General features: G+C 68.6%; 24 protein-coding genes and 1 pseudogene. 12 read left to right on the plus strand and 13 right to left on the minus strand.

All coding sequences use genetic code 11. The annotated features are described in order from the left end of the window. The first annotated feature begins 58 nt into the window (after nucleotides 1-58). Nucleotides 59-1,528, plus strand: a complete 1,470-nt coding sequence (locus OG817_RS29625; RefSeq protein WP_406047833.1) for an LCP family protein — start codon at nucleotides 59-61, stop codon at nucleotides 1,526-1,528. Nucleotides 1,529-1,534: 6 nt separating this feature from the next. Next, a complete protein-coding gene (locus OG817_RS29630) occupies nucleotides 1,535-2,539 on the plus strand; it encodes a glycosyltransferase family 2 protein (protein ID WP_406047834.1) in 1,005 nt (334 codons plus the stop codon). Nucleotides 2,540-2,547: 8 nt separating this feature from the next. On the opposite strand, the gene OG817_RS29635 is transcribed toward OG817_RS29630, so the two are convergent. From OG817_RS29635 to OG817_RS29660, 6 genes are read right to left on the minus strand one after another with little or no spacing between them, the layout of a single operon-like run. Then, nucleotides 2,548-3,309: an ABC transporter ATP-binding protein gene (locus OG817_RS29635; RefSeq protein ID WP_396391958.1), complete on the minus strand. Its 762-nt coding sequence runs from the start codon at nucleotides 3,307-3,309 to the stop codon at nucleotides 2,548-2,550. After that, entirely contained in the window at nucleotides 3,302-4,192 is an 891-nt protein-coding gene (locus tag OG817_RS29640) for an ABC transporter permease (protein WP_396391957.1), read from the minus strand. Before OG817_RS29640 ends, OG817_RS29635 begins: the two co-directional genes overlap by 8 nt. A 54-nt stretch (nucleotides 4,193-4,246) precedes the next feature. After that, a complete protein-coding gene (locus OG817_RS29645; protein ID WP_406047835.1) occupies nucleotides 4,247-4,948 on the minus strand; it encodes a tyrosine-protein phosphatase in 702 nt (233 codons plus the stop codon). Between the two features lie 30 nt (nucleotides 4,949-4,978). Then, nucleotides 4,979-5,641: a hypothetical protein gene (locus tag OG817_RS29650; RefSeq protein WP_406047836.1), complete on the minus strand. Its 663-nt coding sequence runs from the start codon at nucleotides 5,639-5,641 to the stop codon at nucleotides 4,979-4,981. Between the two features lie 29 nt (nucleotides 5,642-5,670). Continuing rightward, a complete protein-coding gene (locus OG817_RS29655; protein ID WP_406047837.1) occupies nucleotides 5,671-5,994 on the minus strand; it encodes an AzlD domain-containing protein in 324 nt (107 codons plus the stop codon). Further along, nucleotides 5,991-6,677 (minus strand): AzlC family ABC transporter permease, encoded by a 687-nt coding sequence (locus OG817_RS29660; protein WP_406047838.1) that lies wholly within the window; start codon nucleotides 6,675-6,677, stop codon nucleotides 5,991-5,993. The genes OG817_RS29655 and OG817_RS29660 overlap by 4 nt, the downstream gene beginning before the upstream one ends. 54 nt (nucleotides 6,678-6,731) lie before the next feature. Between OG817_RS29660 and OG817_RS29665 the strand changes: the two genes are divergently transcribed. Further along, entirely contained in the window at nucleotides 6,732-7,298 is a 567-nt protein-coding gene (locus tag OG817_RS29665; RefSeq protein WP_406047839.1) for a helix-turn-helix domain-containing protein, read from the plus strand. A gap of 68 nt (nucleotides 7,299-7,366) precedes the next feature. Here the strand turns inward: OG817_RS29665 and OG817_RS29670 are convergent, their stop codons facing one another. Next, entirely contained in the window at nucleotides 7,367-8,197 is an 831-nt protein-coding gene (locus OG817_RS29670; protein ID WP_406047840.1) for an SAM-dependent methyltransferase, read from the minus strand. A gap of 165 nt (nucleotides 8,198-8,362) precedes the next feature. On the opposite strand from OG817_RS29670, the gene OG817_RS29675 reads away from it, so the two are divergent. Continuing rightward, nucleotides 8,363-9,235 carry a helix-turn-helix transcriptional regulator gene (locus OG817_RS29675; protein WP_360438361.1) on the plus strand — a complete coding sequence of 291 codons (873 nt, stop codon included), beginning with the start codon at nucleotides 8,363-8,365 and terminating at the stop codon, nucleotides 9,233-9,235. Between the two features lie 16 nt (nucleotides 9,236-9,251). Here OG817_RS29675 and OG817_RS29680 read toward each other — a convergent pair whose 3' ends face one another. Further along, entirely contained in the window at nucleotides 9,252-9,743 is a 492-nt protein-coding gene (locus tag OG817_RS29680; protein WP_396391949.1) for a winged helix-turn-helix transcriptional regulator, read from the minus strand. 128 nt (nucleotides 9,744-9,871) lie between these two features. Between OG817_RS29680 and OG817_RS29685 the strand changes: the two are divergent. Then, a pseudogene (locus OG817_RS29685) lies at nucleotides 9,872-10,198 on the plus strand (GNAT family N-acetyltransferase); the annotation flags it as partial. A gap of 78 nt (nucleotides 10,199-10,276) precedes the next feature. Here the strand turns inward: OG817_RS29685 and OG817_RS29690 are convergent. The 3 genes from OG817_RS29690 to OG817_RS29700 are packed head-to-tail and all read right to left on the minus strand — an operon-like array spanning nucleotide 10,277 to nucleotide 12,385. Next, a complete protein-coding gene (locus tag OG817_RS29690; protein WP_406047841.1) occupies nucleotides 10,277-11,407 on the minus strand; it encodes an epoxide hydrolase family protein in 1,131 nt (376 codons plus the stop codon). A 3-nt stretch (nucleotides 11,408-11,410) separates the two neighbouring features. Next, complete coding sequence (locus tag OG817_RS29695; protein WP_406047842.1) at nucleotides 11,411-11,758, minus strand: VOC family protein; 348 nt, start codon at nucleotides 11,756-11,758, stop codon at nucleotides 11,411-11,413. Between the two features lie 45 nt (nucleotides 11,759-11,803). Continuing rightward, nucleotides 11,804-12,385, minus strand: a complete 582-nt coding sequence (locus OG817_RS29700) for a dienelactone hydrolase family protein (protein WP_406047843.1) — start codon at nucleotides 12,383-12,385, stop codon at nucleotides 11,804-11,806. Between the two features lie 58 nt (nucleotides 12,386-12,443). Between OG817_RS29700 and OG817_RS29705 the strand changes: the two genes are divergently transcribed. Together OG817_RS29705 and OG817_RS29710 are read left to right on the plus strand one after the other, a co-directional pair. After that, complete coding sequence (locus tag OG817_RS29705) at nucleotides 12,444-13,022, plus strand: ArsR/SmtB family transcription factor (protein WP_406047844.1); 579 nt, start codon at nucleotides 12,444-12,446, stop codon at nucleotides 13,020-13,022. 1 nt (nucleotide 13,023) lies between these two features. Continuing rightward, complete coding sequence (locus OG817_RS29710) at nucleotides 13,024-14,277, plus strand: acyl-CoA thioesterase/BAAT N-terminal domain-containing protein (protein WP_406047845.1); 1,254 nt, start codon at nucleotides 13,024-13,026, stop codon at nucleotides 14,275-14,277. Here OG817_RS29710 and OG817_RS29715 read toward each other — a convergent pair. Then, complete coding sequence (locus OG817_RS29715; RefSeq protein WP_406047846.1) at nucleotides 14,263-15,096, minus strand: AraC family transcriptional regulator; 834 nt, start codon at nucleotides 15,094-15,096, stop codon at nucleotides 14,263-14,265. The genes OG817_RS29710 and OG817_RS29715 overlap by 15 nt on opposite strands. A gap of 71 nt (nucleotides 15,097-15,167) precedes the next feature. On the opposite strand from OG817_RS29715, the gene OG817_RS29720 reads away from it, so the two are divergent. The 5 genes from OG817_RS29720 to OG817_RS29740 are packed head-to-tail and all read left to right on the plus strand — an operon-like array spanning nucleotide 15,168 to nucleotide 17,616. Next, nucleotides 15,168-15,980, plus strand: a complete 813-nt coding sequence (locus OG817_RS29720; protein ID WP_406047847.1) for a phytanoyl-CoA dioxygenase family protein — start codon at nucleotides 15,168-15,170, stop codon at nucleotides 15,978-15,980. Beyond that, a complete protein-coding gene (locus OG817_RS29725) occupies nucleotides 15,977-16,246 on the plus strand; it encodes a hypothetical protein (RefSeq protein ID WP_406047848.1) in 270 nt (89 codons plus the stop codon). Before OG817_RS29720 ends, OG817_RS29725 begins: the two co-directional genes overlap by 4 nt. Further along, the gene (locus OG817_RS29730; RefSeq protein ID WP_406047849.1) at nucleotides 16,243-16,407 is read left to right on the plus strand and encodes a hypothetical protein; all 165 of its coding nucleotides are present in this window, start codon (nucleotides 16,243-16,245) and stop codon (nucleotides 16,405-16,407) included. Before OG817_RS29725 ends, OG817_RS29730 begins: the two co-directional genes overlap by 4 nt. A gap of 38 nt (nucleotides 16,408-16,445) precedes the next feature. Next, the gene (locus tag OG817_RS29735) at nucleotides 16,446-16,925 is read left to right on the plus strand and encodes a pyridoxamine 5'-phosphate oxidase (protein ID WP_406047850.1); all 480 of its coding nucleotides are present in this window, start codon (nucleotides 16,446-16,448) and stop codon (nucleotides 16,923-16,925) included. Beyond that, nucleotides 16,909-17,616 (plus strand): DsbA family protein, encoded by a 708-nt coding sequence (locus tag OG817_RS29740; protein ID WP_406047851.1) that lies wholly within the window; start codon nucleotides 16,909-16,911, stop codon nucleotides 17,614-17,616. Before OG817_RS29735 ends, OG817_RS29740 begins: the two co-directional genes overlap by 17 nt. 37 nt (nucleotides 17,617-17,653) lie before the next feature. On the opposite strand, the gene OG817_RS29745 is transcribed toward OG817_RS29740, so the two are convergent. Beyond that, entirely contained in the window at nucleotides 17,654-18,544 is an 891-nt protein-coding gene (locus OG817_RS29745; protein WP_406047852.1) for a LysR family transcriptional regulator, read from the minus strand. Nucleotides 18,545-18,556 lie beyond the last annotated feature (12 nt).

Genomic DNA, 18,556 nt, shown 5'->3' on the forward strand with positions numbered 1-18,556 from the left:
CGGTCGACTGGATTATTGGTCCGCCGTGCCGCGTGAGCTCAGAGAACGGAAGGACGTCATGCCGCAGGAGAAACCTGACCTGCGCAGTCTCAGCGAGCCGGTGCGGTTCAAGCGGGCGCTGACGCTGGTCTTGATGACCCTGGTGCTGCCGGGGTCGGCGCAGATCGTGGCAGGCAGCAAGCGGGCCGGGCGGTACGCCTGGCGGATCGTCGCCGGGCTGGTCGCGATCGTCGTCTTCCTGATCCTGCTCGGCCTGATCTGGCGTTCCGGCACGATCAACCTGCTGGCCCGTCCGGGCACCCTGCGGACCGTCCAGGTCCTGCTGATCGTGCTCGCGATCGGCTGGGCCGCACTGTTCGTCGACGCCTACCGGCTCGGCCAGCCGCTCACCCTCGAACGCAACCACCGGCTCGCGACCAGCATCCTGGACGGGGTGATGGTCCTCGTGGTGGCCGGCGCGCTGGTCTACGCGAGCACGATCGTCAACACCCAGCGTGACCTCGTCGCCAGCATCTTCGGCAACGGCCAGAAGTCGAAGGCCGAGCACGGCCGCTACAACGTGCTGCTGCTCGGTGGCGACTCCGGCGCGGACCGGATCGGCACCCGGCCGGACAGCATCACGCTGGCCAGCATCGACGCCGACACCGGCCGGACCGTCCTGATCGGCCTGCCGCGGAACCTGGCGAAGGTCCCGTTCCCGGCCGGTACGGCGATGGCCAAGCAGTTCCCGGACGGCTTCCAGTGGAAGAACTGCGGCGCCGAGTGCCTGATCAACGCGGTCTACACCTACGCCTCCAACCACAAGGACCTGTTCCCCGGCGACCCGAATCCCGGCGTGACCGCGACCCGGCAGGCGGTCCAGGCGGTCACCGGACTGAAGGTGAACTACTTCGTGCTGATCGACCTGGCCGGGTTCCGCAACCTGCTCGACGCGGTCGGCGGCATCACCCTCGACATCGGCAAGCGGGTCCCGATCGGCGGCGGCAGCTCGCCCATCAAGGGCTACATCGAGGCGGGCAAGGACCGGCATCTGGACGGCTACCACGCGCTCTGGTTCGCCCGGTCGCGGGCCGAGTCGTCGGACTACGAGCGGATGGCCCGGCAGAAGTGCGTGATGTCGGCGATGCTGAACCAGCTGTCGCCGCAGACGGTTCTGACCAAGTTCCAGGGCATCGCCAAGGCCAGCAAGCAAGTGGTCCAGACCGATATCCCGGCCGGCGAACTGGGCACTTTCACCGACCTCGCGCTGGACGCGAAGAAGCTCCCGGTGTCAAGCTTCTCCGCGGTCCCGCCGCTGATCCACACCGGTGACCCGGACTTCGAGCTGATCCGGACCAAGGTCGCCGAAGCCATCGGGAAGTCGGAAGCGCTGGACAAGGCGGGCTCGGGAGGAGACGGTAAGAAGCCGAGCACTCCGAGTAGTTCCACCGGCACGACCAAGAAACCGAGCAAGACGAGCAGTCCGTCGAACTCACCGACCAAACCCGCCACCGGCGTCGACGACGTCGCTTCGATCTGTAAGGCCTGACCTGATATGCCGCTGTCCCACTGGCCGCCCGTGTCCGTCGTGATGCCCGTACTGAACGAGGAACGTCACCTCGAAGAGGCGGTCGGCCGCGTCCTCGAGCAGGATTACCCCGGCGAGCTGGAAGTCGTGCTCGCCATCGGTCCGAGCAAGGACCGGACCCAGGAGATCGCGGACAAGCTGGCCGACCGCGACCCGCGGATCAGCATCGTGCCGAACCCGACCGGCAAGACGCCGGCCGGGCTGAACGTCGGCATCGCGAACGCCCGGCACGACATCCTGGTCCGGGTCGACGGCCACGGCGCCCTCACCGACGGCTACATCACCCGCGCGGTCGAGGTACTGGACGAGAGCGGCGCGGACAACGTCGGCGGTGTGATGGCCGCCGAGGGCCGGACGCCGACCGAGATGGCGGTCGCCTGTGCGTACCGGTCCCGGCTGGGGCTGGGTGCGTCGACGTTCCACCAGGGCGGCAAGGCCGGGCCGGCCGACACCGTCTACCTGGGCGTGTTCCGGCGGGCCGCGCTGGAGCGGGTCGGCGGGTTCGACGAGACCATGCACCGGGCCCAGGACTGGGAGCTGAACTACCGGATCCGCAAGACCGGTGGCCTGATCTGGTTCACCCCGGACCTGTCCGTCACCTACCGGCCGCGCTCGTCGCTCTCGGCGGTGGCCAAGCAGTTCTTCCACACCGGCCAGTGGCGGCGTGAGGTGATCCGCCGGCACCCCGAGACCGCGAACAAGCGGTACCTGGCTCCCCCGATGGCAGTGATCCTGCTGGTGCTCGGCACGATCCTCGGCATCATCGGCCTCGCCACCGGCAGCAGCTGGCTCGACCTGGGCTTCCTGGCCCCGCTCGGCTACGCGATCCTGCTGCTGGCCGGCTCGGCCGTCGAGGGCCGCTACCTGCCCTGGAAGGCCCTGCTCTGGATGCCGCTGGTCTGCGCGACCATGCACGTCTCCTGGGGCCTCGGCTTCCTCCTCGGCCTCCGCGAGAAGCCGAAGGCGATCTAGGACGTGTCCTAACCCCGGGCGAATTTGGTATAGGCGGCGACGACGTCTTCGGCGGTGCCGTCGAGGCGCAGTACGCCGCCGTCCAGCCAGATCGCGCGGTTACAGGTGTCGAGTACGACGTCGAGGCTGTGGCTGACCAGGAACACCGTGCCGGCCTGGTCGCGCAGGTCGCGGATCTTCCGTTCGGAGCGGACCCGGAACTCGGCGTCCCCGGTGGCCAGGGCCTCGTCGACGAGCAGGATGTCGTGCGTCTTCGCCGACGCGATCGCGAACTTCAGCCGGGCCGCCATGCCGGACGAGTACGTCGACATCGGCAGGTCGATGAAGTCCCCGATCCCGGAGAACTCGACGATCTCGTCGTACCGCTGCTGGATCTCGGCCGCCGACATGCCCATCGCGAGACAGCCGAGTACGACGTTGCGGTCGCCGGTCAGGTCGTTCATCATCGCCGCGTTGACGCCGAGCAGCGAGGGCCGCCCGCTGGTGTAGACGACACCGGCGGCGGGCGGCAGCAGCCCGGCGATCGCCCGCAGCAGCGTCGACTTGCCGGAGCCGTTGCGGCCGATGACGCCGATCGCATCGCCCTTGTAGGCAGTGAAGCTGACGTCTTTGACCGCATGCACCTCGCGGATCGTCGGCCGGTCCTGCCGCTTCAGGATCCGCCGGAACGCCGTCGCCGCCGTACCCTTACCGCCCTGCCCGGCGATCACCTTGTAGATGATGTCCAGGTGGTCGGCGATCACTGTCGGTTCAGCCCCTGAATCAGCCACGGCCATACCGGTCCTCCGCACGCCAGAAGTACACCAGCCCGGCCGCCAGCATCACGAACGACCAGACGATCGCGATTTTCCACGCATTCGGCAACTGGTTCGCCTCGTGCTCCGCGAGCAGCGATCTCCGGAAGATGTCGATGTACGCCGAGATCGGGTTGAGCGCGAGCACCTTGACCACCCAGCTCGGCGCGTCCACCTGGTCCAGCTTGGCCGGCAGCGAGAAGAAGATCCCGGACGCGTACAGCCAGGTGCGGGTGACGAACGGTAGCAACTGACTGATGTCGGACACGAACGTTCCGACCCGCGCGCAGACCAGGGTGATCCCGATGTTGAACATGGTCTGCAGCAGCATGGCCGGCGCGACGAGCACCCAGCGCCAGGTGACTCCGTCCGTGAACCCGACGATCACGAACAGCAGACCCAGCGAGACCAGCATCTGGTTCAGCTCGTTCACCACGTAGGCGAGCGGCAGGGTCGCGCGCGGGAAGTGCAGGGTGCGGATCAGCGACAGGTTCAGCGCCAGCGAGCGGGACCCCTCGGTCATGCAGCGCTGGGTGAACGTGAAGACGAAGATCCCGCTGAGCAGGAACGCGACGTAGTTGTCGATCCCGTTCTTGGTGCCGAGCAGGACACCGAAGGCGAGGTAGTACACCGCCGCGTTGAGCAGCGGTGTCAGCACCTGCCAGAGGGACCCGAGGCGGGCCCCGGCGTACATGGCGTAGGTGCGGGCTCGGGCGTAGCTGAGGACGAACTGGCGACGGCTCCACAACTCCCACAGGTAGGAGTTGAGCTGCGGGCGGATCGAGCTTTGGGAGAGTCCGTAGCGTTCGGCCAGCGCCGCCGGGTCGGTCGCCCCGGTCGGCTCTGCGGCGGTCGGCATGAGCGCCAATCTACTGCCTTCCATGACTACGCCGTGACAGCGGTCGGCTCCGGGTCAACCGATCAGTCGCCGGCGGAGGCGGTCGAGATCGTCGTCGGTGAGACCACCGTGCCGCAGGTATGGCTCGGGTCCGCCGTACTTTTCGTCGAGATGACGCAGGATCGCGACGATCGACTCGGCCCGGGTGTCGCGGAACTCGATCAGTTCCGGATGCTGCGAGGTGTCCGGTTCGGCCGCCAACTGCTCGGCCAGCAGGCCGGCCATCCGCTCCTGGGTGAGGAAGTAGTCGGCGACGATCTCGTCCTCGGGCACGCCGGCGATGCTCAGGGCCAGCGCGACCACCATGCCGGTCCGGTCCTTGCCGCCGTGGCAATGCACGACGACCGCGCCGTCGGGCTCGTCCGCGATGGCCTTCACGGCGGCCGCGAACAGCTCCGGGCGCCGATCCAGCATCCACGTACACGCCGCGACGATCGTCGGCTGCCCGTGATCCGGGTCGGCGGGATCCTGCAGCGACTGCGCGACCAACAGCGGATCCCCGACGAACGGACTCGGCGCGGCGGCCGCCTCCGCCTCGCCCCGCAGATCCAGGATCCGGCTGACACCGGAACGCCGTACCGCCTCGACTCCCTCGGCGGTCAGATAGTGCAAGCTGTCCGACCGAATCAGCACCCCTTCGCGAACCCTCGCGCCGTTCGCCGTCGGCAACCCACCCACATCCCGCACATTCCGGCACCCCGGCCAGTCAAGATCCATACGCCCCATCCAAACAGAACACCTTACTTGTCAGCGGTCTTGGGGGTGGTCAGGGTCGGGTCCGGGGTTGTATGGAGGTGGGGCTGGGAAGGTGCCGTTCTGGGCGCCGGGTGGGGGCGGGTAGTTGCCGGGGGCACCTGGTGGTTGCTGGGGCGGGTAGGTGTTCGGCGGACGGTTGCGGCGGCGGTTGCGGACGGCGCCGATGGTGAGCAGGACGCCACCGAGGATGAAGAAGATCAGGAAGGAGCCGATGGCACCGAAGATCGACAGCACGAACGCCACGACCGAGGACTTCGGTCCGGCGGCGTACGTGGCTCCGGTGGTGTCGTCGGTGCAGGAGATGCTGTAGTCTCCCGCCGGGACGGTGTCCACCGACCGCGCGACGACGTACCAGGTCTCGTCGTTGATCGTGATCTGCTCGGAGCCGGTCGGCGCCTTCAGCGGTACGGCGCCACCCGACGCGTCCTTCGCCTCGCACGGCGGATTGAGCACCGGGACGGACGAGTAGATCGTCAGCCCCTCCTCCTTCAGGTGGACCACGCCGCCCGCGACCGACTGCGGCGACTCCGGCACCGTCTCGACGATCCGCCAGACGAAGAACAAGGTCAGCACGGCACCGATCGCGAAGCACGCGATCGCGATCCAGGTCAGCGTCTTCTTCGGCGCCGCGGCCTGCCCGGGATATGTGCTCATGGGCAGCACCGTAGCCCTGGAGTGGTTCGTTACGGTACGCCGAGCAGCCTCAGACCCGCCGCGGTCGCGGCAGCCGCCACCACGACCAGCACGAACGGCGCCTTGCGCCACGCAAGCACGCCACCGACCAGTACGCCGGCCGGACGCGCGACGCCCGCCGGCCCGTGGCCGTCCGTCAGGGCAGAGGTAGCGACCAAAGCAGTGAGCAGCACGATCGCCGCCGCGGCAAGGACCTGCTGCGCCCGCTCGGGCAACTCGAACCGGCTGCGCATCACCGGCCCGGCGAGCCGCAGCGAAAAGGTGCCCACGGCAAGAACCAGGATGCCGATCAGCAGCACGGGCGTGTTGGTCATCGCGACACCTCCAGCGCGGGTTTGCCCGCGCGGTAGAAGAGCAGCCCCGCCAGTGCAAGCAGCACAGGCAGACCGGCCGGCAGGAACGGAGTCGCCGCCAACGCGAACACCACCCCGATCAAGGCCGCCGTACGTGTCGCACGATCACGCAATGCGGGCAGAACAAGGGCCAGCAGCACCGCCGGGAACGCGGCGTCCAGCCCGAACACATCGGTGTCGGTGATGACCGATCCGGCCGCACCGCCCACGACTACGCCGATGTTCCAGCACACGAAGATGCCGATCCCGCCGGCCCAGTACGCCGCCCGCTTCTGCCGCAGATCCTCCTGGCCCATGGCGAACGCGACGTTCTCGTCCGTCATCAGGTGGCTGCCCGGCAGGCGCCGCCAGCCGCTACCGATCACGTCACTGACCGCAAGGCCGAAGGCAACGTGCCGGGTGTTGACCAGCAGGCCGGCGATCATCGCCGCGATCGGACTGCCGCCGGCCGCCACGATCCCGACGAACAGGAACTGCGACGCGCCCGCGAAGACCACCAGCGACAGCAGCACCGGAACCCACAACGGCAGTCCACCGCCGACGCTGATCGCGCCGTACGAGAGACCGACCACGCCGTCGGCCAGGCAGACCAGCCCGATGTCCCGGGCCAGCCCACGGTCGAGTGTTCGCCAGATCGAACGCATGAGCATTATGATGAACAACGCACTCTGCGTTCGTCAAGCCGAACAAGTAGACCGATGGAGCGAACACCGATGGACACCAAGGCACCGCTCGACGTGATCGCGGCCTCGCTGCGCCGGTACCGCGCGCGAGCCGGACTGTCGTTGACCGAGGTGGCCAAGCGGGCCGGGGTCGCGAAGTCCACGCTGTCCCAGCTGGAGTCGGGGTCCGGCAATCCGAGCGTGGAGACGTTGTGGGCGCTGGCGGTCGCGCTGGACACGCCGTTCGCCACGTTGCTCGACCCGCCGCGGCCGAAGGTGCAGGTGATCCGCGCGGGCGAGGGGCCGGTCCTCTACTCCGATCAGGCCGAGTACAGCGCGACCCTGGTCGCGTCCTGCCCACCGAACGCCCGCCGCGACATCTACCGCATCGTCGCCTCCCCCGGCCCCGGCCGGAAGTCCGAGCCGCACATGCCCGGCGTGGTCGAGCATGTCGTCCTCAGCTCAGGCCGTGCCCTGGTAGGCCCGGCCGACGACCCGATCGAACTCACTCCCGGCGACTACCTCGCCTACCCCGGCGATCTCCCGCACATCTTCCAGGCCCTCGAGGAGACCGCCGCCGTCCTCGTCTCCGAACACGTCTGACGCTTGCTCTGAGCAACAAAACGCCCGGAACCGCCCTGTGGTTCCGGGCGTTTCGGCGTACTGAAGGCTCAGAGCTTGCGGCCGACCGCGCCGGCGATGCACTCCTCCACCTGGTTGAGCGGCTTGATGCGCGGTCCGTCCGGCCACCAGTCGTCACACAGGACCAGGCCCGGCGGGACGAGCTCCTGGCCGGGGAACAGTTCGAGAAGCTGCTCGCGGGTGCGGAACACCCCGCTGCCCATCGGGCTGTGGACGAACCTCTCCTCCATCTTCCGGGCGACCTCGGAGTGCTCCGGCGTCTCCGGGTCGTAGAAGTGCGCGACCACCGTGTACGACCCCGGCACGACCGCGTCGACGTACTTCTGCATGATCTGCGGGCCGTCGTTGCCGGTGTAGTGGTGCAGCGTGCCGTTCTGGATCACTGCGATCGGCTTGCTGAAGTCGAGGAACTCCCGCACTTCGTCCCGGCCGAGCACCTGGTCGGGGTCGAAGATGTCGGCGCTGACGAACAGCGTGTTCTCGTTCTCCTCCAGCAGCGCGCGGCCGTGCGCGAGCACCACCGGGTCGTTGTCGATGTAGAGAACCTTCGACTCCGGCCGCAGCCGCTGCACCACCTGGTGCGTGTTCTCCGCGGTCGGCAGGCCGGAACCGCAGTCGAGGTACTGCGTGATGTCCGTCTGGCCGGCCAGGAAGCGGCACGCCCGGATCAGGAAGTTCCGGTTCGACCAGGCCAGGTCGTTGACCTGGGGCGCGACGGTGGCGACCTGCCGGAGCACTTCGCGGTCGATCTCGAAGTTGTCCTTGCCGTTCAGCGCGGCGTCGTACACCCGGGCGATGCTGGCCCTCGTGGTGTCCACACCCACCGGAATCGAACTGGGTGCCTTGGTGGCATCGGGCATCAGCAGGACCTCGCAGAATGATCGGGATGTCTGTGGGACGACTCTACTGACAGTAGGGGCCGGTGAACACATGGTGTAAGCGCGTCGGGGTGGACGCGTTCACGTTCCGTTGTGAAATGATCTACCTGCTGTCCGCACCGGGTAGCTTGCTGTGGGAGGCGAGGCGTGACGGAACCGGGCGCGTACGGCGGTCCGACCGCCCTGCGCATCATGCTCGGCGTGCACCTGCGCCGTCTGCGGGAAGAGGCCGGGATCAGCCGGACCGACGCCGGCTGGGCGATCCGCGGCTCGGAGTCGAAGATCAGCCGGCTCGAACTCGGTCGCGTCGGCTTCAAGGTGCGCGACGTCGACGACCTGCTCAGCCTCTACAAACTCGAGGACCAGGACGAGCGCGATCGCCTGCTGGCACTCGCACGGGACGCGAACAACCCTGGCTGGTGGCAACGGTACGACGACCTCACGCCGACCTGGTTCCATTCGTACCTCGGCCTGGAGATGGCGGCCGACCTGATTCGTACGTTCGAGTTGCAGTTCGTGCCCGGCCTGCTGCAGACGCCCGACTACGCGCGCGCCGTGGTCAGCCTCGGCCGGCTGGACGAGCCACTGGCGAAGGCCGAGGAGGACCGACTGGTCGCGCTTCGGACGACGCGCCAGCAGGTGCTCACCCGCCAGCGCCCGGCGCGGTTGTGGGCGGTCATCGACGAGTCGGTACTACGACGGCCGATCGGTAGCAAGAAGGTGCTCAAGGAGCAACTGGAGTACCTGATCGAGGCGTCGAAGCGGCACAACGTCACGCTGCAGATCATCCCGTTCGACAAGGGTGGCTACACCGCGACAGGTGGAGCCTTCACGCTGCTCCGCTTCATCGACACTGATCTGCCGGACATCGTCTACATCGAGCACCTGACCAGTGCGGTGTACCTCGACAAGCGCGAGGAACTCGACGCGTACGTCGTCACCATGGACGCGCTGTCCATCGCGGCCTCTCAGCCACGCCACACCGAAGGCCTCATCCGCGCTGCCATCGACGCGCTCTGACCCACCGCCACGGGCGTCAGCCCGCCAGTGCGCGGGGTTTCGCTGTGGGGCCGGGGCGGAGGACTACGTCACGCGGCGTGGGCTCATGGCCGGCTTCGCAGCGCAGGACGACTGTGACGTGTGCGTCGCAGTCGCCGCGGTGGCGCGCCTCGATGGGTGGGCCGCCGTCCAACGGCAGGTACTGATCGCCCCACTGGATCATCGCGACCAGCACGGGATACAGGTCGAGGCCGGCCTGGGTGAGGCGGTACTCGTAGCGTTCCCGCTGACCGGGCAGACGGTAGGGGTGCCGGCGGATCAGGCCGCGCTCGATCAGCGCGGCGAGCCGATCGGTCAGGACCTGGCGGGGTACGCCGGCCCGCGTACGAATGTCCTCGAAGCGCCGGACGCCGACGAAGAGTTCGCGCAGCACGTGGAACGTCCATTTGTCGCCCAGGATCTCCATCGTCCGGGAGATCGTGCAGTTCTCGGTCGACCAGCTCATCGCCTCAGGCACCTGCTCGTTCATGAGATCCAGGATAAGTCCGCTTGACAGACTCAGCCAACCCGAGCGACCCTGAATCCGTGAACCAGACTCAGATGGGTACGCCGCTCATCCGCCGCGCCGGGGAACCCGACGCGGACGAGCTGGCGCGAATGTTGACCGGGCTGACCGACCTCAGCCTCTATTTCCGGTTCCAGACCGCGATCGGCCGGCCACCCCGGCCCGCGCTCTTGCTCCGGCTGCTCTGCCCCACCGGCGCGTCCTGGGTCGCGACCCGGGGTGACACGATCGTCGGCCACTCGATGTGGGCGTGGGCTCACGGCCACGAAGCGACCGCCGAACTCGCGGTGATCATCAGCGAGGACGACCAGGGCCGCGGGCTCGGCGTGCGGATGCTGGCGACGGCCGCGGCCGGAGCGATCGCGGCAGGTGCCACCAGGTTCCTGTTCGTGGTCAGTCCGGCGAACGACCGGAGCCTCCGCATGATCCGCCGTCGGTGGCCGGAGGCAACGGTCGAGCGTGACGGCACGTTGCTGAACTTCGTCGTCGCGGCTCGCCTAACGGACCAGCCGGAAGAAGGCACGGATGTCGTCGACGAGCAGGTCCGGAGCCTCGAGTGCGGCGAAGTGCCCACCGCGGTCGAACTCCGACCAATGGACGATGCGGTGCCGGCGGTCTAGCACCCGCCGGATCGCCGGATCGGTCGGGAACACCGCCACACCGGTCGGCACTCCGGACGGTTCGAGCGCGTCGCCGGCCGCGACCCGATTCTCGTAGTACAGGTTGGCCGATGACGCACTCGTGTTGGTGAACCAGTAGATCGATGCGTCCGTCAACAGGTGGTCGAGGTCGACGGCGTCCTCGGGCAGCGCACGCGCCGGATCCGTCCATTCCCAGAACTTCTCCAGGATCCACGCCAGTTGTCCAACCGGCGAGTCGCTCAACCCGAACGACACCGTCTGCGGTCGCGTGCCCTGCACTTCGGCGTACCCGGTCCCGACCTCACGCAGACGTTCGGCCGCTGCGAGGCGCTCCCGCTCGACATCGGTCAGGTGCTCGACGTCATCCGGCAGGATCGGCGGAAACGCCAGCCCGCCGTTGATGTGTACGCCGACGACGTGGGACGGATCGACGTACCCGAGCAGCGGGGACACGACCGATCCGGTGTCGCCACCCTGAGCGCCGTACCGCTGGTAACCCAACTCCCGCATCAAGACCGCCCACGCCTGCGCGATCCGCCGATGGTTCCAACCGGGGCTCTCGAGCGGGACGGAGAAGCCGTGTCCCGGCACGGACGGGACTACGACATGGAAGGCGTCGCGCGGATCCCCGCCGTACGACGCGGGGTCGGTGAGCGGACCGAGAATCGGGAGGAACTCCGCGACCGACCCCGGCCAGCCGTGCGTGAGGATCAACGGCAGCGCATCGGGCTCCGGCGAACGCACATGCAGGAAGTGGATCGTCTGCTCATCGATCCGCGTCGTGTACTGCGGATACGCGTTCAGCCGCGCTTCCCACGCCCGCCAGTCGTACGCCTGCCACCGCGCCACGATCCCCTGCAGATACTCGACCGGTACGCCGCGATCCCACGCAGTGCCCGGCAGTTGCCGCGGCCACCGAATCTGCCGCAACCGCGCGGCCAAGTCCTCCAGGGCGGCGTCCGGAACGTCGATCCTGAAATCGATCACGACTCAGAGATCGTGCGCACGCTCATGCAACGGCTCATAAAGCCCGAGCTCGCTTCCACCGGGCAACCGGATCGCCGTCAGCACTCCCCACGGCTGCCGCTCCGGCGGCTTCACGAACTCCACCCCACGCGCCGTCAGCTCGGCGATCGTCGTGTCGAGGTCGTCGCACATCAGGAACAGCTCGTGCGAGTCCACCTCGGCCGGGTGCACCGCCACCTCGGCAGGCGGCAACTTGAAGATCAGCCACCCGTGTCCGGCATCCACATGGGGATACCCGAGCACGTCCCGGAAGAAGTCCCGATCGGCGTCAGCGTCGCGGCTGTAGATGATCACATGCGCACCATTGATCATGGCCCGCACTCTAGTTGCACCCGCCGTGGTCGCGGGGCCGCGGCGTCAGCCGATCGGTTCGAGGAAGGTGAGGACCCGGCTCGTGAGCAGCTTCGCCGCGGCTTCGTCGTACCCGGGCAGCGAGGAGTCGGCGAACAGGTGCACCTTGCCGGGGTAGAGGAAGAGCTCCGCCTCGTCGGTGGCGGCGACCAGCGCTCGTGCGGAGTCCAGGTCGCCGCCTTCCTCGGTGAAGAACGGGTCCTCGTCCATCCCATGGATCTGGACCGGTACGCCGGCCGGCCAGGCCTCGCCGTACTCGGACACCGGCAGGCAGGCGTCGAAGAACAGCGCGCCCTTCGCGCCGGGACGCGTCTGCGCCAACTGCTGCGCCGGCATCACGCCGAGGGAGAAGCCCGCATAGACGAGTGCCTCGCCGAGCCCCTGCGCGGCCTGCACCCCGCGCTCGTGGACCACGCCGAATCCGGTCTCCCGCGCGTACCCGATGCCTTCGTCGAGGGTGGCGAACGTGCGCCCCTCGTAGAGATCCGGCAGGTGGACGGTGTGACCCGCCTGCCGTAGCTCGTCCGCGAAGGTCTTCACCCCGTCGGTGAGTCCCTGCGCGTGGTGGTACAGCACGATCTCGGCCATGATCCGCTCCAATGATCCAGATATCTCGAACAATCCGTGATGCTAGTCTAATCCGATCATGTCGATCAACAGCCCGGTGCCGGATTACGAGCTCGAGGACACCATCGAGCTGACGACGGCCGAGCAGGTCAGGGCGATCAGCGACCCGCTGCGGACGACGATCCTGGGCCTGTTGCACGAGCGCGCCGCGACCGTGACCGAGCTGGCCACCGCGGTCAAACGGCCGAAGAGCACCGTGGCTCATCATGTGAAGGTGCTGGCGGATGCCGGGATCCTGAGGGTCGTCCGGACCCGGCGGGTCCGCGCCATCGAGGAGCGGTTCTACGGCCGGGCCGCGCGGATGTTCTACGTCGGCCTCGGCCGGCGGGTCGACGGGGTCGAGTTGCCGCCGGACTTCAACGACTTCGAGGTCGCCGCCGAGGAGTCCAGGACGGCGTACGACGCCGGACAACTGCGGTCGTTCATCCGCCACGCCCGGATCCCGGAGGAACGCGCTGCGGAGTTCTGGCGCGGGGTCGACCGGCTGATCCACAGCTTCGACGAATTGCCGCGCTCCGGCGACACCACCTATGGCTTCACGGTCGGTCTCTACCCCATCATCGATTACCCGACCCTGCCCCCACCGCCCGAGGACTGACATGCTCCGTCGCGTGATGCTCCTGGCCACGGCCGCCTGCCTGCTGGCGAGCGGGTGTACGTCGGGCTCGACCGACCACGCGACGATCCAGGTCGACCACGTGACCGCGCTGGCGGATCAACCTGTCCATCTGGCGGTCAGCGGACTCCACCCGCACGCCGGCGTGAAGCTCAGCGCACAGGCTCCCGATCGCGACGGCAAGAACTGGCGAGCCGAGGCGACCTTCACGGCCGACGACCACGGCGCGATCGATCTCGACCGGGCCGGCCCGACCGGCGGCAGCTATCAGGGCGTCGACGGGATGGGCCTGTTCTGGTCGATGAACCCACCGGACGGCGACCCGGACCTCCAGGCCTACGCTCCGCCGGCCGAGGACGGCCGCCCGGTCGAGCACGTCGAAATCCAGGTTCTCCAGAAGGGCAAGATTCTTGCCGGCGTCCGGCTGACCAGGCAGTGGCTGGTGGCCGGTGTCACGACCAGAACCCTCACTCTGGCGGCCGACAAGGTGAGCGGGGTGTACCTCGCTCCACCACGCGATGCCCCCAAGCATCCCGCCGTCCTCGTCTTCGGTGGGTCGGAAGGTGGGCTGGGCGTCAAGCCCGTCGCGGCACTGCTGGCCTCGCACGGGTATCCCATCCTCGCGATCGCCTACTTCCACGCACCGGGGTTGCCGCAGGACCTTCGCGACATCCCGCTGGAGTACTTCGCAACCGCGGCCCGCTGGCTGGCCCGGCAGCCGGGAGTGGACCCAGCACACCTGATCGCGCTGAGCGCGTCCCGTGGCACCGAGGCGGCGCTGTTGCTGAGCGAGCACTTCCCCGACCTGGTGCACGGTGCAGTCCTCTACGCACCGACCGACGTGGTGGTCGGGTCGTTCCCCGAGATCGGCGGCGCGGCGTGGACCCTGGGTGGCAGGGAACTGCAGTACGACACCCGGATCCCGGTCGACCATGTCAGCGGCCCGGTTCTCGCGATCGCCGGATCGGACGACCAGCTCTGGCCGTCGATGACGGCGGCGCCACGGATCGCGCTGGAGCTCGATGACGCTCACAACCGCTTCCCGCACCGCGCCTTGATCTACCCGCAGGCCGGTCACGGTGTCAGCGGAGCGCCGTACCTGCCGATGGGGACGAAAGAGGTGCAGCCGGTGACGCGCAGAGTCATCTCGCTCGGCGGCACTCGCGCGGGCAACGAGGCCGCACTCCGGCAAGGGTGGACCGCCGTGCTCGCGCTGCTGGAGTCACTCGCGCGCTGAGCGGTAGGCGCTCGGGGTGGTGTTGGTCAGTTGGCGGAAGACCCGGGCGAAGTGCTGGCTCGAGCTGAAGCCAAGAGAGAGGGCCAGCGCGGTGATGGTCAGGTCGCTGGACTCCAGGAGCTGCCGGGCGCGGTCGATACGGCGCTCGTTGAGGTAGCGGTGCGGCGGCTGGCCGAGGTGGTCGGCGAACAGTTCGGCCAGGTACGACGGCGCGAGACCGACCCGGTCAGCGAGTCGGCGGAGCGTCCAGTGTTCGTGGAACTCCTGCTCCAGCAGGCGTTTCACGGTCCGCACTGCCGGATGCATCGCCAGTTGTGGTGCGGCCGTCGGCGCCATCGCCCGCGCGACTGACAGCACCAGGTGGTCGACCGCCAGCGCCAGCCCGGTGTCGTTGTACTCGTAGCGGGTGGTGAGTTCCCGGACGAGTTGCGCGAAGGCGTGCGCGACCTCTCCCGCCTCGCGATGCACGACGGTTGTGGGCCAACCCAGGGTCAGCGCGGGCTGGCGTCGTACGACGGGATCGAGGTCGATGGCGGCGAAGTAGAAGTGGTGATTGCCCGAACGACCGGCCAGGTGATGCACGAGACCCGGAGGTACGGCGAACAGGTGGCCGGGCTGCAGGAGGTAGCTCGCGTCATCGGCCACCCAGCGCGTCACGCCGTGCAACTGCAGGTAGATCTCCCACATCGGATGCTGGTGTGGCTCGATCAGGAACTGCTCCGGGACCCACTGCTCACCGGCGTGCACGAGACCGCTGACAGGGTCGTGTACGTCGGCGTGGAAGCCCGCACGCAGCCCACGAGGCTGGGTCAGAGACACCTGAAGATTGTGTCCGGTTGACTGAACAACGGCAACGCGGCGAACCGTCCCGCTTTCCTACGGTTGCCGGCATGACAGAACTTCCCGGGCCTGACGACATCGCCTTCTATCGTGAGCACGGCTACTGGATCTCGCCGGTGATCGTGCCATCCGACGTACTCGACGCGGCCGATCGCGGCATGGAGCGCTTCTACGCCGGCGACCACGACCACTCCCTCCCCGCCGTGCCGGCGACGCGCGGCTGGCAGCCGTCGGACGGCGACGTACTGCGGAAGAACGACTACTCCTCGCTCCGCGTCGACGAACTTGCGGCGCTGGTCCGGCACCCGGCGATCGGTGCGACGGCCGCCGCGCTGTCCGGCGCGGACGGGATCCGGCTGTGGCACGACCAACTGCTCAGGAAGCCGGTGGGCGGCTCGGCGCGCGTGGGGTGGCACACGGACCGGCAGTACTGGCAGTCGTGTACGTCGGACGACATGCTCACGGCGTGGGTCGGGTTCCATGACGTCGACGAGGTCAACGGCGCGGTGTCGTTCCTGCCCGGCAGCCATCGCTGGGACATCACCGGCCTCGACTTCTTCTCCCAGGACGCCGATGCCCTCGAGGCCTCGATCGTGGCGCAGGGCTTCGACCCGACTCCCGTCGTACCCCGGATGCGCCGCGGCCAGGTCAGCTTCCACCACTGCCGCACCGTCCACGGCAGCTCCGCCAACCGCGGTACGGCGCCCCGCCGCTCGCTGGCCATCCACCTCCAACCCACCACCAACCGCTGGCGCTCAGGCGCGAGTCACCCGAACGACACCCTGGTCCGCACCGACCCCACCACGGACGGCCCCGACTACACCGACCCCGCGATCCAGCCGTTGCTCTACGGCCGCAGGTGAAACGGCTGTGGGCGTCGTCGGTGGCGGGCCGGACCACGGCGGCCGACGAGGTGGCGCTACGGCAGCTCCTGTGGCGGGCGGTGTTCGACAACCACCTCGACGAGGTCAACCGGCACGTGACCCCGAGCTCCCGCTGTGTCACGAGCCCCGGTTCGCGAGCCCGTCCGGCGGACACTGCGGACGCGGGTCAAGCAGCGCGTCCGGCGCAACACCGCCGTACGACGGCTGGCTCGGTCGCGCGCGTGGCGAGCGATGAAGGATCGTGAGTAAGTTGCGCGCCACCCCCTCGCCGGAGCTCCTGACCAACCTCGACCTCCGGGCCTGCGGGTCCGACCGCCCGGTGCCCGGCCCCGTCATCCTGTACGGCGAGTTGTTCCCGGGACAGCACCCGATCAGCTTCTTCCAGCTGGAGCTGGTTCCGCGCTGACCTTGAGAACCGGACCATGGTCCGTTAAGGTCGCGGGCATGGATGCCCGTGCGGGACTCGAGCTGATCAAGGAGCTCGGCAGCCAGGACTACTGGCTGGCCGTGCTCGTCACCCGTCGCCGGTCCGGGGAGCCGGCTGTCTCGGTCGTGAATGCCGGTGTCCTGCCGCATCCACTCACCGGTGCGCCGGTCGTCGCCCTGGTCGCGCGCGGCCGGACGGCCAAGCTCACCTATCTGCGCCGGGATCCGAACGCGACGCTCGTGTTCCGGGCGGGCTGGCGGTGGATCGGGGTCAGCGGGCCGGTCGAGCTGGCCGGGCCTGATGACTCGCTGCCCGGTCTCGACGCGGAGCAGTTGCGGCTGCTGCTGCGCGACATCTACCACGCGGCGGGTGGACAGCATCCGGATCTCGACGAGTACGACCGCGAGATGGTCGCGGACCGGCGTACGGCGGTTCTGCTCAAGCCTGAGCGCTTCACCAACAACCCGGCCGGGGCCGACCATGTGGAGGACGAATGATCGCGCCGGTTCCCGGGCCGGGGACGATCCAGGTCTGGTCGATTTGCTGTGTCCGTTCGCGTTCGTGGCCGTTCATCGGCTCCGGGCGGCGCGGGAGCGGCTCGGTCTCGACGGCCAGGTGCACCTCGATCACCACACGTTCGCACTCGAGTTGTTCAACGGTCCGCACTCGAGGCCGGGCACCGACAGCGAGGCCGTCGGTCTCGGTCAGGTGGCGCCGGAGCTCGGGTTCCGGCTGTGGACGCGGCCTGACTGGACCTATCCGTCGACCGTGCTGCTCGCGGCCGAAGCTGTGCACGCGGCGAAGGAACAGGGTCTACCCGAGTCGGAGGATCTCGACTACGCGTTGCGTTGCGCCTTCTGGCGGGAGTCGCGCTCGATCGGGCACCGGCAGGTGATCCTCGACGTCGCCAAGGAGGCCGGCTCGATCGACGTCACCGCACTCGCAGCGGCCCTCGACGACGGCCGCGCCCGAGCCACTGTCATGGCCGACCACGCCGTCGCCACTACCGACGCCATCCAAGGCAGCCCCCACCTGTTCCTCCCCGACGGCACCAACCTCCACAACCCCGGCATCACCGTCCACTGGGAGGGTCCGTACGCCTCCGGCTACCCCATAGCCCAAAACACCAACCCCACCTGGACCAACCACCTCCTGAACCAGGCCGCCGGAGCTCCCAGCCATCCATGATCCGGCCGAGGGGCGGCGTGGGCCGACCCTTCCGAGGCTATCGACGCGGTTCGGGGTGAGCGACGACGTAGTCGCGGAAGCGGCGGGCGGCTGGAGAGGCGGCTGGGCCGGTGGGGAGAACCAGGTCCACTCGGCGGCGGAGGCCGGGGCCGGCTAGCGGGACCAGACGTACGGCGGAGGTGTCGAGGGCCAGGCCTTCGGGGATGAGGGCGATGCCGACGCCGGCCGAGACGAGGTCGAGCAGCATCGTCCACTCGTTCACCTCGCATACGACGTCGCGCTCGATGCCCGCCTCGTCGAAGGCAGTGTCGAGCACCTGACGAATCGCCCACTGGGGAGGCGTTTCGACGAAGCGCTCGGCGGCGAGATCGGTCAGCTTGACGGCGTCCGCCGAGCTGAGCGGATGCGTCGGAGTACAGGCGAGCACCAGCGGCTCGACAACGAGCGGAACGACCTCGAGACCGGTGACTCGATCCGACACGAGTGACACCAGCGCACAGTCAAGGTGGCCGTCGGCAACCATCTCCACCATCGCCAGCGCCGGCAGCTGCTGCACACGGATCCGCACCGACGGGTGGTCAACAGCGAACGCGGCCAACCAGGACGAGACCGGCAGCGTGTGCCCGGCAGTCTGCAGGGCACCAATGCGCAGTTCGCCGGCCAGCACCCCCTGCGTGTCCTGCACGGCCTGCCGCGCGTTGACTGCCGCCTCCAAGGCCAGGCGCGCCGCCGGCAGCATCGCGAGTCCCTCGGCCGTCAGCCGGACCGGACGAGTGCCGCGCACGAAGAGCGGCGCACCGACTTCCTTCTCCAGCGCCCGGATCGACATGGACAGACCGGACTGCACGATGTGCTCGCGCTCCGCCGCCCGGGTGAAGCTCCGCTCCTCCGCGAGCGCGACGAAGTGGCGCAGATGCCGAAACTCCATCTCCCGACTGTA

The organism is Kribbella sp. NBC_00889, assembly GCF_045207705.1.
Classification (GTDB): domain Bacteria; phylum Actinomycetota; class Actinomycetes; order Propionibacteriales; family Kribbellaceae; genus Kribbella.